At 70.1% G+C, this 16,827-nt stretch carries 13 protein-coding genes and 1 pseudogene; 9 read left to right on the top strand and 5 right to left on the bottom strand.

The features are described 5' to 3' along the window. Positions 1-29 precede the first annotated feature (29 nt). Entirely contained in the window at positions 30-812 is a 783-nt protein-coding gene (locus MJQ72_RS35780) for a hypothetical protein (protein ID WP_240595470.1), read from the top strand. A 208-nt stretch (positions 813-1,020) separates the two neighbouring features. Here MJQ72_RS35780 and MJQ72_RS35775 read toward each other — a convergent pair whose 3' ends face one another. Both MJQ72_RS35775 and MJQ72_RS35770 read right to left on the bottom strand, forming a co-directional pair. After that, positions 1,021-2,094: a hypothetical protein gene (locus tag MJQ72_RS35775; RefSeq protein ID WP_240595469.1), complete on the bottom strand. Its 1,074-nt coding sequence runs from the start codon at positions 2,092-2,094 to the stop codon at positions 1,021-1,023. A 17-nt stretch (positions 2,095-2,111) separates the two neighbouring features. After that, a complete protein-coding gene (locus tag MJQ72_RS35770) occupies positions 2,112-3,119 on the bottom strand; it encodes a stage II sporulation protein M (protein ID WP_240595468.1) in 1,008 nt (335 codons plus the stop codon). Positions 3,120-3,180: 61 nt separating this feature from the next. Between MJQ72_RS35770 and MJQ72_RS35765 the strand changes: the two genes are divergently transcribed. Continuing rightward, positions 3,181-4,074, top strand: a complete 894-nt coding sequence (locus MJQ72_RS35765; protein WP_240595467.1) for an RDD family protein — start codon at positions 3,181-3,183, stop codon at positions 4,072-4,074. A 15-nt stretch (positions 4,075-4,089) separates the two neighbouring features. On the opposite strand, the gene MJQ72_RS35760 is transcribed toward MJQ72_RS35765, so the two are convergent. Next, on the bottom strand, positions 4,090-5,352 hold the full coding sequence (locus MJQ72_RS35760) for a neutral zinc metallopeptidase (RefSeq protein ID WP_261367992.1): 1,263 nt from the start codon (positions 5,350-5,352) through the stop codon (positions 4,090-4,092). 268 nt (positions 5,353-5,620) lie between these two features. Between MJQ72_RS35760 and MJQ72_RS35750 the strand changes: the two genes are divergently transcribed. From MJQ72_RS35750 to nudC, 5 genes and pseudogenes are all read left to right on the top strand, one after another. Beyond that, complete coding sequence (locus MJQ72_RS35750; RefSeq protein WP_315860921.1) at positions 5,621-7,390, top strand: DUF2207 domain-containing protein; 1,770 nt, start codon at positions 5,621-5,623, stop codon at positions 7,388-7,390. Between the two features lie 73 nt (positions 7,391-7,463). Beyond that, positions 7,464-9,053 (top strand): DUF2207 family protein, encoded by a 1,590-nt coding sequence (locus MJQ72_RS35745; protein ID WP_240595465.1) that lies wholly within the window; start codon positions 7,464-7,466, stop codon positions 9,051-9,053. Between the two features lie 21 nt (positions 9,054-9,074). After that, positions 9,075-10,378 (top strand): annotated as a pseudogene (locus MJQ72_RS35740) (M16 family metallopeptidase). Beyond that, a complete protein-coding gene (locus MJQ72_RS35735; protein ID WP_240595464.1) occupies positions 10,375-11,751 on the top strand; it encodes a pitrilysin family protein in 1,377 nt (458 codons plus the stop codon). Before MJQ72_RS35740 ends, MJQ72_RS35735 begins: the two are co-directional and overlap by 4 nt. Next, complete coding sequence (nudC, locus tag MJQ72_RS35730) at positions 11,751-12,764, top strand: NAD(+) diphosphatase (RefSeq protein ID WP_240595463.1); 1,014 nt, start codon at positions 11,751-11,753, stop codon at positions 12,762-12,764. Before MJQ72_RS35735 ends, nudC begins: the two co-directional genes overlap by 1 nt. Before the next feature lie 291 nt (positions 12,765-13,055). On the opposite strand, the gene MJQ72_RS35725 is transcribed toward nudC, so the two are convergent. Further along, positions 13,056-13,412, bottom strand: a complete 357-nt coding sequence (locus MJQ72_RS35725; protein ID WP_240595462.1) for a hypothetical protein — start codon at positions 13,410-13,412, stop codon at positions 13,056-13,058. Beyond that, on the bottom strand, positions 13,409-13,789 hold the full coding sequence (locus MJQ72_RS35720; RefSeq protein WP_240595461.1) for a TetR/AcrR family transcriptional regulator: 381 nt from the start codon (positions 13,787-13,789) through the stop codon (positions 13,409-13,411). Before MJQ72_RS35720 ends, MJQ72_RS35725 begins: the two co-directional genes overlap by 4 nt. A gap of 393 nt (positions 13,790-14,182) precedes the next feature. Between MJQ72_RS35720 and MJQ72_RS35715 the strand changes: the two genes are divergently transcribed. Together MJQ72_RS35715 and MJQ72_RS35710 are read left to right on the top strand one after the other, a co-directional pair. Beyond that, entirely contained in the window at positions 14,183-15,433 is a 1,251-nt protein-coding gene (locus tag MJQ72_RS35715) for an ROK family transcriptional regulator (RefSeq protein ID WP_240595460.1), read from the top strand. A gap of 10 nt (positions 15,434-15,443) precedes the next feature. Beyond that, a complete protein-coding gene (locus tag MJQ72_RS35710; protein ID WP_240595459.1) occupies positions 15,444-16,826 on the top strand; it encodes an extracellular solute-binding protein in 1,383 nt (460 codons plus the stop codon). Position 16,827 lies beyond the last annotated feature (1 nt).

Here is a 16,827-nt window from a genome sequence, read left to right as displayed (position 1 = left end):
GATCCGGACCGACACGATTGGGGCCAGGTTTGCGCAAGCTCGTGCTGTTCTTCGCGGTGCTTCCGGCGGTGCTGCTCGTGTCACCCGCTTCCGCGCAGCCCGCCGGGACACCCGTCTACCTCGCCGACGGGGGCGGGACGGTCTCCCTGGCCGCGGCCGACGGCAAGCTCGCCCTCGCCGACGCGAAGGACGCCAACGCGCAATGGGTGTACGACAAGGCGGCGCTGTCCTACAAGCATGTCGCGAGTGGACAGTGCCTGGCGGCGATCAGCCCCGTCGACGGGGTCGGTGTCAAACTCGTGGCGTGCGACGGCAAGGACCGCCACCAGCAGTGGCGCCGCAACGCCGGGCTGCCCGGGCTGGTGCTGTTGGCGAACGTGGCGACCGCGCGGTGCCTGACCGCGGAGGCGCCGGCCGTCGGATCGCGGCTGTACCAGGAGGTCTGTTCCCTGCCGGGACTGGCCAACACCTGGGCGGCCGGGGTGCGGACGCTCGCGATCCTGTCGGGGAACGGGCAGCGGCTGTCCACGAAGACGCCCGGTCAGCCGCTCGTGGTACGCGTGATCGGGGAGAACGGCCAGCCCGCCGCGGACGTGCCGGTGAACTTCTTCGTCCGCGCGGCACGGCCGAAGAACGTGCTGGTCTTCGAAGGCGGCGCCGAGACGGCGACGGCCAAGACCGGCGCCGACGGTTCGGCGACGAGCCCGAAGATCGTCCTGACCGAACCGGGCGAGTTCGAGATCCGGTTCACCGGCAGCGCGAGCCTGGAGGACGGGAACAGCATCACCTTCGAGGGCAGCTGCACCTGCTGACCGAACCGCCGCTCCCCGTGGCCGGCCGGGGGGCGAAGGCTCCTTTCGTCGCAACAGACTCGGTGAAGGGAGCCTTCAGCCCACGCCACTCCGCTAGAGCCCACTGACGCAGGTCGGATCAGCCGCAGCCGCGCTCCGCGTAGGTACTCAAAAACACCCTTGGCTCTGACGACCCACAACACTCACGACCAACCCGGCCCACGCGGAACTACGCCACCAGCGCGAAACTCGAGTAGTACTCGCCCGAAGGCTCCCGTGTACCGGTCCGGTCCGGGCTGACCTCGGCGCCGACCCAGCCTTGGAACGCGCCCGCGTCGTCGATCACCTGCAGCAGCGGGCGGACGTGACTGTTGCCGAGGTAGCAACCGTTGTAGGACAGGCATTCGCACCAGAACTCGTAGCTGTTGCGCCGTCCGCCGAAAGCGTCGCTCAGGTAGTAGAACCGCCGGTCGCCGGTGTCGATGATCTTCTTCGCGCAGGCCTCGTAGCCCTCACCGGGCGGGCAGCAGGAGGTCGGGGCGCATCCGGAGTCGTACTGCACGAATCCGAGACAGGAGCCGTCATCGCAGTTGTTCCACCCTGGGCCGACGCCCAAGGCGCCGCTGCTGCCCCGGGTCCAGTTCGTGATCGCGCGGCGATTCACGCCCTGCCCTTCGAGCAGGTACGACCGCTGGGTCGCGCGGACCGAGCTCATCGGGGCCTTGCTGGTCTGCGCGAGGGAGGCGTTGCTGCCGTAGGCGATGCCGCTGGTGATCGAGTAGTTGTCGCTCACCAGCTGAAGGCGCCCGAGACCGGGCCTCGTTTCCGAGACGGCCCACGTCTCCGTGAGGTTCACGGCGGTGGTGGTGCCGTCGACGGTGCTGCTGGTCCAGTTGATCGCCACCTGCCCGGAATTCTCGGCGTAGGTGCCGGTGAAGTGGCCGTTCGGAGCGCCGGTGAAGCCGGGCGCGGTCTTGATCGGGCAGTTGTTGCGGGGATTGGTACCCGGCGCCCAGTCTCCGCAGTAGTAGACGTCGCCGCTGTCGACCGGCGCGGGGAAGCCCGCCTGGCTCCAGGTCCAGAAGTTGTGCGCGACGGTGTTGTCGGCCGGGTTGAACACGAGATAGCCGAGGCGGACGTAGTTGCGGTCGGCGTCGGTCCGGAATCCGCCGACGCTCACCACCCAGTTCTGCTTGCCCGACGGTGCGGACACGGTCCGGGCCTGGGACGCGCCGACGAGGAGCGTCGAGGCGAGCACGGACAAGACGACGATCGCGAAGACGCGTAACCGTTTTCTCCCCATGAAAGGAGCTAACCAGCTCAGCCCGCTTCCGGTCGAGAATCTCCAGCGTATCGCCAGTCGACATCACCCACTTCGCCCGCTTTCGCGGCGCGACGCCCGACGACGAACACGTAGAGTAAGAACGCGACCTCGGCGACTACTCCGATTCCTATCCTCGCCCAGGTCGGCAGGCCCGACGGGGTCACGAAACCCTCGATCACGCCCGAGATCAGCAGGACGACGGTCAGCCCGAGCGCCATCACCACGACCGAGCGCCCTTGTTCGCCGAGCGCCGCCGTCCGGGAACGGCGTCCCGGGTCGATGACCGTCCAGCCGAGCTTCAGCCCGGTCCCGGCCGCGACGAACACCGCGGTCAGCTCCAGCAGGCCGTGGGGCAGGATCAGGCCGAAGAACACGTCGAGCCGCCCGGCCGACGACATCAGCGCCGCGCCGATCGCGAGGTTCAGGGAGTTCGCCCAGAGCGCGTAGATCACCGGGACGCCCAGCACCACGCCGAGGAACAGGCAGGTCGCGGCCACCCACGCGTTGTTGGTCCAGACGCGCGCGGCGAAGGAACCCGCGGGGTCGGACGAGTAGTACGTCTCGTATTTCCCGCCCGGCGCGGTCAGCTCCTTGAACTCCTCGGGCGAGGCCAGCGACGCGAGCACTTGCGGGTCTCCGGCGATCCACACCGCCGCGATCGCCATCACCGCGATCGACGCCGCCGCCGACGCCAGCCACCAGCGACGGCTCAGGTACAGCGCCGCCGGGAACCGGTGGGTGAAGAAGAGGCCGACCTCGCGCCAGGCGGGGCTGTGCGAACCGGTGACGGCCGAGCGCGCCTTCGCGACCAGACCGGACAGCTGCGCGACGAGCACCGGGTCGGGCGCGACGGAGCGGATGATCGAAAGATGCGTCGCGACGCGCTGGTACAACGTCACCAGCTCGTCGGCGTCCGGGCCGCTGAGTTTCCCGGCGCGGCCGACGAGGTCACGCAGCCGGTTCCATTCGGCCTGGTGCGCGGCGACGAACACGTCCACGTCCAACTCGGAGCCCTCCCGGCGATCGTCCTTGGTCGCCCAGCCTATTCGTCACTACGCTTGCCAGGTGGAACAAGAGTCCGAACTCGTCACCGGCGAGGCCGTCGTCCTGGACGTGCGCGCGGCGAAACTGGCCAGCCGCGGGCTCGCCATGATGGTCGACGTCGCCCTCCAGCTGATCGTCCTGTTCATCGCGATGCTGGTCTTGAGCCAGGTCGCCGTGTTCGGCGACGAGGCGCTGGCGCTGACCCTGTTCCTGGTGACCGTCGTGCTGATCATGGTCGGCTACCCGGTGATCTTCGAGACACTGAGCCGCGGCCGCACGCTCGGGAAGATGGCGCTCGGCCTGCGGGTGGTCCGCACCGACGGCGGCCCGGTCCGATTCCGGCACGCACTGGTCCGCGGGCTCGCCGGATTCTTCATCGACTTCTGGGGGCTGGGCATGCTCGGCGTCGTGGCGGTGGTCACGTCGCTGCTGTCGCCCAACGGCCGCCGCGTCGGCGACTACCTGGCAGGCACGCTGGTGATCCGAGAACGCATGCCCGCGGCGCGGACGCCGTATGTCGGGATGCCGCCGCAGCTGGCGTACTGGGCTTCGCAGCTGGACCTGACCCGGCTGCCGAACGATCTCGCGCTGGCCGTCCGCCAGTACCTGGGCCGCACGAGCGAGCTTCGGCCCGAAGCGGCGGAAGCGCTCGGGTACGGGCTCGCACAGCAGGTCGCGGCGGCGATCGGGACGCCGGTGCCGCCAGGAGTGCCGTCCTGGGCGTACCTGTCGGCGGTGCTGGCCGAGCGGCGGCGGCGGGATCAGGCGAAACTGCAGCCCGCGGTCCAGTACGGGACGCCGGTCATGCAGTCCTATCCGCAGTCCTATCCGCAACCGGCCGCCCCCGCGCCGGTCGCCTCACCACAGCCGCCCTCGGAACCGGCCCCGGAGAACCCCTTCGCCCCGCCAGGCTGACCCCTTCACGCGCGGTCAGGAAACGTCGGCCGACTTCGCCGCCCACGTGTTGCACTGGAACATCCGGTTCTTCTGCGCGCCGTGCTGCCACCACGAGGACGAGTGCGCGTCGGAGCCGTGGTCGCGCGGGCCGCCGTTGTGGTCGCCGCGGTCCTGCGTCTGCCAGGCGTCGCGGTACATCGCCTGATCGACCGAGCCGCCGCGCCCCACCGTCGAACCCAGGAACGTCCCGGACAGACACTGCGCCGAAAGCTCGTTGCGCCGCGACATCTCCAGGCCCGCCGCCGAGTCGGTGCCCGCTTCGTACCTCGCGTCCCAATAGGCCTCGGAGATCCCCGAAAGCGCCTGGATGTGATGCGCGTACTCGTGGGCGAAGACCGCCAGGTAGACCCCGGGCCTATTGCCGTACTGAGGCACCTGAAGGCCTTCGTACGGCATGTACAGCGTCTCGTTCTGCGAGCAGTAGAACGCCGCCACCGAGCCGCCGCTGGCGTCACCGCACGGGCTCGACCAGTTCTTGCCGGACGGGTACTTCACGGTCGGGACCCGGAACGGCAGCTTCGTGTAGTTCATGACCTGCTGCCAAACGCTGTCCAGGCACGGCCGCGCGCTTTCGAAGAAGGCCGCCGCCGCGTCCGGGTTGTTCGCCCAGCGCGAGAGGTTGCACGGCTGGTTCGGCAGGCCGACCTGGGAATCGAGCCACAGCGGGTTGTCCGCCAGCTTGTGATGCGGTTGCGGGCCGGACGGGGCACGGCTGGCGGATGTCGCCCGGGTCGAGCCGGCCGACGTCTCGCGCGTGCCGGTCGAATCACGCGAACTGGTGGCCGTCGTCGTCGACGACGCTGTGTCGCTTGTCGTCGTGTAGTCCGAAGAGGACGTTTCCGAATAGCTGGAGTAGCCGACGTCCGCGACGTGTTTCGACTTGCCGTTCGCGATGGTGATCACCATGAGCAGCCCGCCCATGACCGCCATCACGGCGACGATCGCGACCGCCGCGATCACCCCGCCGTTCGACTTCTTGGCCTGATATCCCCCGTAGGGCGCGAAAGCGGGCTGCGCGAAACGCGGGCCGTACGGAAGCTGCGGTGGGCCGACGGCACCGGGCCGGAACGGGACCGGCGCGCCGACCTGAGGCGGGGGCAGCGGCGCCGCGCCCGGCGGGGGCAGCGGCATGCCACCGCTCGGCGGCCCCGGCCGGAACGGCGGCGGAACCGGCGTCGGCCGGGAAATCGGCGGACGACCGGGCGGGACGGGACCCGGCCGGTTCGGCGGCGGCATCGGCGGCCCCCCGCGCGGCGGAAGCGGACGCGCTCCCGGAGGCGGGAGCGGACGCCCGCCCTGTGGCGGGAGCGGCCGGCCGCCCTGCGGTGGCCGGGGTGGCTGCCGCGGCGGTGGCGGAGTCGGCCGGCGCCGCGGATCAGGCGGGCCGGGCGGCTGCTGGTTCATCGAGTGGATCCCCCATGCGGTTCGGCAACGCCGTTCGCCCAGGTGGCGGATTCGGCGTTTCGGCGGTCAGCATAGATCGGCTGCCCTAGAGTGTGTGGCTGTGTTGACGAAATGGGGGACGGCGGTCGTGGCCGTCGCGGCGAGCTCGGCCTTGATGGTCCCGCCGTCGGATACGAACGTTCCGGAGGCGCCCGGAGCGGGCCCTTCGCTGAGCAACGCGCCACAGCTGCCGAAGCCGCCGCCGCTCGGCGCGCGCGGTCAGCTCGGGTTGCTCCAGCCGCCGAGCGGAGCGTCCGCGAACGTCGCGGTGAAGGTGGAACGCGACGGTTCGGTGTCGATCACCGAGCAGGTGACCGTCCCGGGTGGACAGCACCTGGTGCGCCGGATCCCCTTCAAGGTTCCCGCGGGTGAAGAGCAGGACCGTGTCTACGGGATCCGTGACGTTTCGGTCGAGGGCGCGGGCAAGGCGGAGCCGAACGGCGAACAGCTGGTCGCCACCTTCGACGGCGGCACGGCCACCCTCAAGTACAAAGTGGACGGTGCGGTCGCGGACGTCAACGGCGCGCAGCAGGTGCGCTGGCAGATCGCGAGCGGCTGGGACGGCGAGCTGTCCCGGGTGTCCGCTTCGTTCAGCGCGCCGACGCGCGAAATGCCCACAGTGGACTGTTTCGCCGGGCCGCTCGGTTCGGACCGGCAGTGTTCGCTCGCGGAGACCGATCACAGCGGCGTCGTCCGCATCGAGCAGGACAAACTCGCGGCGGGCGAACGGGTCGACCTCGCCGTCCAGCTCCCGGCGGGCACGGTGCCCGCGAACGCGCGGTTCGAGCAGATCGCCTCGGTCGGCGGCGCCTTCGCCCTCACCACCCTCGCCGGCCTCGGATTCGGGGCGCTGGCCCTGTTCCTCGTGCTCGGCGCGCTCGCCGTCTGGCTGCTGCGCCGCCGAGACCGGGGCGCGCTCACCGCGGGCGCCGGCCCGGTCGAAGTCCTCATGCGGGAAGGCGACAGGGTCTCCTTCGCCTCGCCCGACGGTGTCCTGCCCGGACAGGTCGGGACGGTCGTCGACGAGACGGTCGACGTCGTGGACGTCAGCGGAACGGTGGTCGACCTCGCGGTCCGCAACTACCTGTGGATCGCCGAAGTCCGCGGCGCCGGAACGGTCGACTGGCAGATCGCGCGCCGCAACGCGCCGGACCAGCACCTCGCGGCCTTCGAGCGCGAGATCTACACCGCGCTCCTTCCCGAGGGCACTGATTCCGTGCTGCTGTCGGAACTCCGCGGCCGCGGCACCGTCGATCTCCGTGTCGCGGGCGAGGCGATGTACGCCGACGTCGTGCGCAAGGGCTGGTTCTCGCGGCGCCCGGACAAGGGCAAGAACAAGCTGACGTGGGCGGGTGTCGGCCTGATCGCGCTCGGACTCGTGGCGACGGTCGCCCTGACCTTCACGGCAGGCCATGCGCTGCTCGGCGTCGCGGTCGCGCTCGCCGGGATCGCGACACTGCTGGGCGCCTCGTGGGTGCCGCCGAGGACTTCGCGCGGCAGGCGCCTGGTCGGCCAGGTCCGCGGGCTGCTCGAATACCTGCACACCGTCAAGGTCGCCGATATCCCGGCGGGGGACCGCGAAATGGTGTTCTCCCGGTCGCTGCCGTACGCCATCGTGCTCGGCGACACCGAGCACTGGCTCAGGACGTTCGAAGGGCTCGACCCGTCGGCGGACGGTTCGGCCGGGCTGTACTGGTTCGGCGGGCTCGAGGGCGACCGGGATCTGCGCCGGTTCGCCGCGCATCTGCCGTCGTTCCTGTCCGCTTTGGACGGTCTGCTCGCCGAATCCGGGCATCTGCGCTCACTCCGCCCGGAACCGGTCCCCGCCTGACGTGAACACTCGCGATTCGTCCTCTGAATGCGGTAGTTGCACACGCAAGTACCGCATTCAGAGGACTAAACGCGTGCTGTTGCCGGTGCTTCTCCTGCTGGTGCTGGGCGCGGCACCGGCGGGAGCGCAGAGCGAACCGCAGCTGCCCGCATTGCCGAACAGCGCGGAGATCTCGCTCAAGGTGGAACGCGACGGCGCGCTCACGGTCGTCGAGGCGGTGTCCGTGCCGAGCGAGGCGACGATGACCCGCCGGATCCCGCTCCGCACGGCCGCCCCACGCGACCGCGACCGGATCATCGGCATCCGCGACGTCGTCATCGAGGGGGCGGGCAACGCCGAACTGACCGGCGAAGAGCTCACCGTCAAGCTCAAGGGCGGCACGTCGATCGTCCGGTACACAGTGGACGGTGCGGTCGCCGAGGCCGACGGCCTGACGCGGGTGAGCTGGCAGCTCGCGGGCGGCTGGGATGCCCGGCTCGAACTCGTGCGCGCGAGCTTCGCCGCACCGGCCATCCCGAACGCGGTCACCTGTTACGCCGGGCCCGAGGGTTCGCGCGCGCACTGCGCGACCGCCCAGATCGCGCATTCCGGGCTGACCCGGTTCAGCCAGCAGAACCTCGCGCCGGGGCAGCGCATGGAGATCTCGGTCGAACTGCCCGGCGGCACCGTCCCGGCGAACGCGCGCCTGGAGCCGTCGAAGACCTTCGCGGGGGCGTTCGTGCTCACCGCCCCGGTCGGCTGGGCGTGGGGCGGCTTCGCTCTCGCGCTGGTCGCGGCGGCCGTCGGGCTGGCCCTGCTGCGAAGGCGGGACAGGCACCCTGGCGAGGCGCTTCCGGTCCGGCTGCTCACCGGGAAAGCGTTCTCGTCACCCGACGGTGTGCTTCCCGGACAGGTCGGGACCGTCCTCTCGGGCCGCGCCGACGCCGTCGACCTGGCCGCGACGGTCGTCGACCTCGCCGTCCGGAACTACCTCTGGGTGAGCGAGGAGCCCGGCGAGCTGACCACCTGGCGGCTCGTCCGCCGCAATCCGACGGACGAACAGCTGACCGCTTACGAACGCGCCGTGTTCGACCTCCTCCTGCCCGGCGAAAGCGAGTCGGTGCTCCTGTCGGAGATCCAGGCGGCGCGGATCGGCGTCGACTCGGTGCGGGACGCGCTGGACGACAGCGTCGTCGAGCGCCGCTGGTACTCGCGGCTGCCGGGCAGGCTGACCCGTGCCGGCCTGCGGATCTGCCTCTACGGCCTGTTCCTCACCGTCCTGCTGGCCCTGACCGTCGGCTACGCCCAGCTCGGGCTGATCGTCATCGCCGCGGGCGCGGTACTCGCCGTCGCCGCCCGGTGGCTGCCGGTGCGCACGGGCGCCGGCGTCGCGCTGCACCGGCGGCTGCTCGGCGTCCGCGACGCGCTGCTGGCGACCAAGGCGACGGCCGTCCCGAAGCTCGAACGCGAGGTGCTCCTTTCCCGGGCGCTGCCGTACGCGCTCGCTCTCGGCGAACAAGAACGGTGGGTCGCCGGATTCGCCGAGTTGAAGGGGCCGCCCAAGATCTACTGGTACGGCAAGGAAGAGGACGGCGAAGTCCCGATCGCGCGGGTGAGCGACTTCACCGCCGCGCTCGTGGGAACCTTCGCCGCGACCCGCCAGGGCCGTCGCCTGGAGGCCTGAGTAGCCCGTAGGGTGGTGCGCATGGCCGATCCCGAGCTTGTCCGATTCACCCTCGACAACGGTCTGCGCGTGGTGCTCGCGCCCGACGCGACCGCTCCGGTGGTGGGTGTCAGCGTCCACTACGACGTGGGCTTCCGTTCCGAGCCCGAAGGGCGCACCGGTTTCGCGCACCTCTTCGAGCATTTGATGTTCCAGGGGAGCGAGAGCCTGGAGAAGCTCGCGCATTTCCGGTACGTCCAGTCGAGTGGTGGCAGCTTCAACGGCTCCACCCATCCGGACTACACGGACTACTTCGAGGTCCTCCCCGCCGCGGCTCTCGAGCGTGCCCTGTTCCTCGAAGCGGACAGGATGCGGGCGCCGAAGCTGACGCAGGAGAACCTGGCCAACCAGATCGACGTGGTCAAGGAGGAGATCCGCCTCAACGTGCTGAACCGGCCGTACGGCGGGTTCCCGTGGATCCTGCTCCCGCCGGTGCTGTACTCCACCTTCCCCAACGCGCACAACGGTTACGGCGGTTTCGAGGATCTCGAACAGGCCACCTTGGACGACTGCGCGGCCTTCTTCGACACCTACTACTCGCCCGCGAACGCGGTGCTGACCGTCGCCGGTGACTTCACCGTCGAGGAGGCCCGCGAGCTGATCGAGAAGCACTTCGGCGACGTGCCGCACCGGCCCGCGCCGCAGCGCCCGTCGTTCGCCGAGCCCGCCCCGACGGCGAACTGCGCGGCGAGCATGTCGACCCGCACGCCCCGCTGCCCGCGGTCGGCGTCGGCTACCGCATGCCGGACCCGATCAACGACCTCGACGGCTACCTGGCGAACCTCGTACTCGCCGGTGTGCTGACCGACGGCGACGGCTCCCGGCTGCAGCAGCGGCTGGTGCACCGCGAGCCGCTGGTCGTCGACATCGGCGCGGGCGCCGGGCTGTTCGGCCCGTTCGAGGCGCGTGACCCGGACACGTTCACCATCACCGCGATCCACCCGCACGAGGTGAGCACCGACCAGGTCCTCGCCGCGCTGGACGAGGAGCTGGAGAAGCTGGCGGCCACGCCGCCGGAGGACCAGGAACTGAAGAAGGTCACCGCGCGCTGGGCCGCGAGCCTGCACTCCGAGCACGACAAGCTGGTGTCCCGCACGCTGGCCCTCGGCTCGTTCGAGCTGCTCTACGGCGACGCGTCGCTGGTGTACCGGCTCGCCGAGAAGATGTCGGCGGTCACCGCGGAAGCCGTTTCGGCGGCGGCGAAGGCGCTGCGGCCGGATTCGCGCGCCGTCCTCGTCATCCGCCCGGGTAGTGCTGATTCCGATCAGGAAGGTTCCGAGCAGTGAGCGCACCGCACCGCACCGCCGAGGAGATCGGCCGCACGGCCGCCGGGCCGCGTCCGGTCCCGTCGCTGGGGACGCAGCGCGCCGCCGCGGATCTGTCCCATGTGGACACCACGCTGAGCAATGGGCTGCGCGTGCTCGCCGTCCGCAAGGCCACCGTGCCGCTGGTCGAGCTGCGCGTCTGGATCCCGTTCTCCGGTGAGGACAAGCTGCACCCGGCCACCGCCGAAGTGCTGGCCGAGACCCTGCTGACCGGCACCGCCCGCCGCGACCGCATCGAGATCGACGCGGATCTGGCCCTGATCGGCGGTGACCTCGCGTCCGGCGTCGACCCGGAGCGCCTGGTCATCACCGGCACCTCGCTGGCCGACGGCCTGCCGACGATGCTCGACGTCCTCGCCGACGCGCTCACCGGCGCGTCGTACGCGGACGCCGAGGTCGAGCGGGAACGCGAGCGGCTCATCGAGCGGATCGCCGTGTCCCGCACGCAGCCGAGGACGATCGCCCGTGAGGCGCTGCAGAAGCACCGCTACGGCGACCACCCCGCGGTGCGCGAGGTTCCGCAGGCCGAAGACGTGGCCGTCGTGACGCCGGACCAGGTCCGCGCGCTGCACCGGGCTTCGGTGCTGCCGCGGGGATCCGTGCTGGTGATCGTCGGCGACATCGACCCCGAGACCGTCATCGGCGACCTGGAGAAGGCGTTCGGCGGCTGGGCTTCGGACCGCTCCGCCGTCCGCCTGCCCGCGCTGCCCGAGCTCGCCGGCGGCAACGTCCTGCTGGTGCCGCGGGCCGGTGCCGTGCAGTCGCAGATCCGGCTGTCCGCGCAGACCGTGTCGCGCACGGACCCGCGGTACCCGGCGCTGCAGCTGGCGAACCTGGTCTACGGCGGGTACTTCTCGTCGCGGCTGGTCGAGAACATCCGTGAGGACAAGGGTTACACCTACAGCGCGCACTCCGGATTCGAGTTCACCGACCAGACCGCCGTGGTGAACGTCGACGCGGACACCGCGACCGACGCGACCGCCGCCGCGCTGATGGAGACGCGGTACGAGCTGGCCAGGCTCGGTCTCGTGCCGCCGACCACCGAAGAGGTCGAGTCGGTGCGCCAGTACGCGATCGGTTCGCTGGTCACGGCTGCGTCGTCGCAAGGCGGCCTGGCCGCGCAGCTGTCCGCGCTCGCCGCGACGGGGCTGGGCGTCGAATGGCTGGCCGGGCATCCGGAGCGTCTCGCCGCGGTCACCGCCGAAGACGTGGCGAACGCGGCGCTGGAGTTCTTCGCGCCCAAGCGGTTCACCGGGGTCGTCGTCGGCGACGCCGATGTCCTCGCGCCGAAGCTGACGGCGCTGGGCGACGTGACCGTCGGGGAGCCCTCCTGATGGAGACACCGTTCGGGTTGGGGGCGCTCCCGACGCTTTCGCGCTCCACCGCGGACCGTCAGGAATCCTTGCGTACCAACCCGGACAGGTTGGCCGAGCGCTGGCCGAACGCGCGCGTCGTGCTGCTCGACGAGCAAGCGCGCACCCCGGTGGTGGAGGGTTCCGGCACGCTCGCGACCCGCAAGTCGCAGGATTTCGGCACCGAGCCGCCAGTCGAGGCGGTCTTCCTGGGGGAGTGGCAGGGCACCGACTACTGGTCGCTGCCCGGCCGCCCCGCAGGCGAGACCGAGACCGTCGAAATGGCGGGCAGCTGGGGCGTCATCGAACAGGTCGCCCGCCACGAAGGCGAGATCTGGGTCGACCTGCGCGGCTACGGCGACCTGCTCGACGACACGTCGGCCGGGCTGTTCACCACCGCGCAGGCGCTGCAGGCCTGGCGGCGGCAGGCGAAGTTCTGCACGCGCTGCGGCAGCCCGACCGAACTGATCCAGCTGGGCTGGGCGAGCAAGTGCACCGGCTGCGGCCGGGAGGAGTACCCGCGCACCGACCCGGCCGTGATCTGCCTCGTGCACGACGACGCCGGCGTCAACGGCGAGCACGTCCTGCTGGCCCGGCAACCGATCTGGCCGCCGGACCGGTACTCGATCCTCGCCGGTTTCGTCGAGGCGGGGGAGTCGCTCGAAGGCTGTGTCGAGCGCGAGATCCGCGAAGAGGTCGGTGTCGAGGTGCGCGACGTGCGTTATCTCGGCAGTCAGCCGTGGCCGTTCCCGCGGTCGATCATGCTCGGCTTCACCGCGCGGGCCGACATCTCCGCTCCGCTGGTGCCCGCGGAAGGCGAGATCGAAGAGGCGTACTGGGTTTCGCGCGAGGAGGTGCGGGCCGCCTTCGCGAACAGTCAGCTGCGGAACGCGGGCGCCGTGCCGACCCCGATCGCCGGCGGGACGCGGCAGCTGGTGCTGCCGGGGAACTCGTCGATCGCGCGCGTGATGCTGGCGGCCTGGGCCGGCGTCTAGCCCTCGGCGGGGCAGCGGCGGCGTAACTCGCGTGCTTGAAGGGCGATCTCGGTGTTCGCCTTCCAGGCACGCGAGTTCCGTCTCCAAGCACGCGAGTTACGCCTTTGATCACGCGAGTTCGGCGTTCGATCACGCGGTGAGCCCAGTGGCCGCCAATCTTCTGCCGTCCGGTTTCAAGATCATCGGACGGGTGGCCGTCCCTCGCCCACGCTCCCTTGGGTGTACGACCTGTACGTGCAGCCCAACTTCTGATCCACCATCGCGTCGCCGAAGGGCCGTTCGAGCGGGTCGTCAGCCGATCGCGTTGTTGACGGCGGTGACGGTCGCGGCGGGATCGTCGACCGTGAGCACGAGCCGGTTGAAGTCCTCGGCCTCGTCGAGGGTGATGACGACCGTGCGGTCGAACCCGGAGACGTTCCAGAACTGCCGGTCGCCGTCGGCGTGAAAGGTGCCGCTGAGTTTCCCGGGGATCCGCAGACCCGGCCCGCGCCACCCCTTCGGCTCGTCGCGCATTCCCGGATCGTGCGTCGCGCCGCGTACGTGGGCGAGCGGGATTTCGAGCCGCCGGGTGAAGGACCAGACCTTGTCGATCCCCACCGGTTCGACCACCAGGCGGTCTCCGGTGATGGTGACGCGGTTGTTGCTCATGTCGTTCCTCCGTTGTCGATGTCCGGCAATCCGGCGCGGGCCAGCAACCGGCGTCCCAGCTGGTCCGGGGTGGTCCCGAGGTCCTGCATGACGGCCCGGGCCCGGGCGCGCACCCGCTCGTCCTCGGGCGCGAGTTCGAGCAGGGCGATCAGCAGGATGTCGAGCCGCCCGGCGTCGTCCCGGTCGTCGGCGACGTGGTCCAGCACCCGGGCGAACAAGCCGTGCTTGCTGCCGAAGGCGCCGTACAGGCTTCCCCGGTGGACACCCGTCGCCTCGACGAGGTGATCGATCGAGGTCGCGTTGTACCCCCGCTGCCGGAAGACCGCCGCCGCGGCCTCGATCGCTGTCGTCTCGTCGAACTGCCGTGGTCGGGCCATGAGTTTGAGAATAGTCATTCAAGAATGACCAGTCAAGAACTCCGATGGCGGTTTCGCGTGCTTGGACGGACGGCACGTGTGATTAGGCGGACGACACGCGTGCTTGGGCGGACGACACGCGGTTGACGTTCGAGCCGTCCCGCCAGTCACGCGTGTCGTCCGTCGGATCACACGTGACGTCCGTCGGATCACGCGCGTCGTCCATCGGGTCACGCTGTGGCCACCCTCCGCGCCGGTGTGCATACCCACTGTGCGGAACACGTCAAGCGTTACCTCCCCGTTTCCCGGCCCCGTTGACGACTGTGGCTCGGCTCACTACAGTCCCCGGAAACCGTCTGTAAAGTTTCCTAACGAAGTCGGGAGTGAGCCCCAGTGCGAGCCGGCAGTCCGCGAATGCTGCGCGAGATCAACGATCGCGCGGCCATCGAGGTCCTCCTCAGGGACGGCCCGCTGACGCGCTCCGAGCTCGAGGTCGCGATCGGCCTGTCGAAGCCCGCGACGGCGCAGCTGCTCACCCGCCTCGAACAGGACGACATCGTCACCAAGGCGGGCGTGCGCGGCGGCGGGCGCGGGCCGAGGGCGCAGCTCTGGCAGGTCAACGGCGGTGTCGCCTACGTCGCGGCCGTGGATCTGACCCCGCAAGTAGCCGATTTCGTCGTTTCCGACGTCACGGGCGCGGTGCTCGCCGAGTACCAGGTCCCGCTGCCGGTCCACGAGGGCGCGGACGTCGTCGGCACGTTCGGCGCGGCGCTCACCCACGTCGCGAACAGCGCCGGGCTCGCCGCCACCGATCTCCGTCACGTCGTCATCGGTGCGCAGGGCGCGTTCGACCCCCGCACCGGTCTCCTCTCCTCGGCGCCGCACATCCCCGGCTGGCTCGGTTTCGACGTGCCGCGCAGGCTCAGCGTGGAGCTCGGCGTCGAGGTCACCATCGAGAACGACGTCAACCTCGTCGCGATCGTGGAGATGACGGTCGGCCAGGCCGTCGGGCTCGACGACTTCGTGATGATCTGGCTCAGCGACGGCGTCGGCGGCGCGGTGGTCGTCGGCCGCAGGCTGTTGCGCGGCGCGACCGGCGGTGGCGGCGAGATCGACTGGATGCGTGTTCCCGATCCGGTTTCCGTTGCCACGCGGAAGGAAACGACGCGCGGGGGAGATCGTTTCGGCGACCTCGTCGCGTCGCCTGCGGTCGTCGAACTGGCCGCCGCGCACGGCATCGAGGCCGGGACCGGCGCGGACGCGGTCGCCAAGGCCCGCGAAAGCGGGAACGAAGCGTATCTCGACGACCTCGCCCGCCGTGTCGCGGGCGGAGCGGCCAGCCTGATCGCGGTCGTCGACCCCGAACTCGTGCTTCTTTCCGGTGACACCAGCCGGGCCGGTGGCGACGAATTCGCCGCGCTGGTCGCGAAAAGGCTGCACGAACTGGTCCTGCCCCGCACCCCCGTCGGGGTCGCTTCGGTGCAGGGCAACGCGGTCCGCGCGGGCGCGCTCCAATCGGCGCTCGCCACCGTCCGCAGGGACGTCTTCGGCGTCAACACCCCTTCGCTCCTCGGGCCGAGACGGTCCGGGGCGGGAGAGCCGAACCCGATCGTGGCTGTCCCGGAATCACGAACAGAACCACCGTCTCCCGCCCCAACCAACTAGGAGGAGGGTCATGAGTTCCACGACCCAGGTTCGGAGAAGCGGCCGCCGTTGGCGCGGCTCGATAGTGCTCGGCGCGGTCACCGTCGCCGCGTTGGTGTCCGCCTGTTCGGGTGCCGCAAGCGGCCCGAACGGTGGGGCGGGCGACGCGGCGGCCGCCCCCGCCGCGGACGCGAAGCTCACGCTGACCGTCTACAGCAAGTTCACCGACCGTGAGTACAACGTGGTCACCGCCGGGCTCAACAAGCTCAAGGCGAAGTTCCCGAACATCGAGATCAAGCACGAAGGCCAGCAGGACGACGACAAGATCACCCAATCCATCCGCGGTGGCAACCCGCCGGACGTGGCGATCTCGTTCTTCACCGACAACCTCGGCGCGTGGTGCTCGACGGGCAGCTTCCAGGACCTCAAGCCCTACATCGACCGCGACAAGATCGACCTGAACCAGATCCCGGACGCCGTCCGCAGCTACACCGAATACCAGGGCAAACGCTGTGCCATGCCGCTGCTCGCCGACGTCTACGGCTTCTACTACAACAAGGACATGTTCGCGGCGAAGGGCATCACGTCGCCGCCGAAGACCACCTCGGAACTGTTCGAGGCCACCAAGAAGCTGACCGAATTCAACGCGGACGGCTCCATCAAGGTCGCCGGTTTCCTGCCGTCGATGCCGTTCTACGCCAACATGGCGCAGTACTGGGCCCCGAACTTCGGCGCCACCTATCTCGGCGCCGACGGCCAGTCGCACCTCGCCGACAGCCCCGAGTGGAAGGCGATGTTCGACTTCCAGAAGCAGCTCGTGGACTTCTACGGCGGCCATGCCAAGGTCGAGCAGTTCAAGGCCGGTCTCGGCGAGGAGTACTCGGCGGACCACGGTTTCCAGCGCGGCAAGCTCGCGATGATGATCGACGGCGAGTACCGCACCGCGTTCATCAAGGACCAGGCGCCGGAGCTCAAGTTCGGCACCGCGGCCCCGCCGGTGCTGGACAGCAAGCCGGACCGCTACGGCGGCGCGTTCACCACGGGCACGATCATCGCGATCCCCAAGGGCGCCAAGAACCCCGGCGCGGCTTGGGAGCTGATCAAGCAGGTCACCCTCGACACCTCGACGCTGGTCGAGCTGTCGAACGGCCTGAAGAACGTGCCGAGCACCAAGGCCGCGCTGACCGACCCGAAGCTCGAGGTCACACCGGAGTTCAAGACCTTCCTCGACCTGTACAACGGCGGGAAGCTGATGCCGAACCCGTCGACCCCGATCGGTGACGCGCACCTGAAGGCCGTCAACGACTTCGCGGAGAAGTGGCAGGCGGGCAACGTCCCCGACATGATCGCGGGGCTCAAGCAGGTCGACGCTCAGATCAACGACGAGCTGGCCCAGAAACGCGCCGGCGGCTGAT

The organism is Amycolatopsis sp. EV170708-02-1 (assembly GCF_022479115.1).
Classification (GTDB): Bacteria; Actinomycetota; Actinomycetes; order Mycobacteriales; family Pseudonocardiaceae; genus Amycolatopsis.
This window is presented reverse-complemented; position numbering and strand designations above follow the sequence as displayed.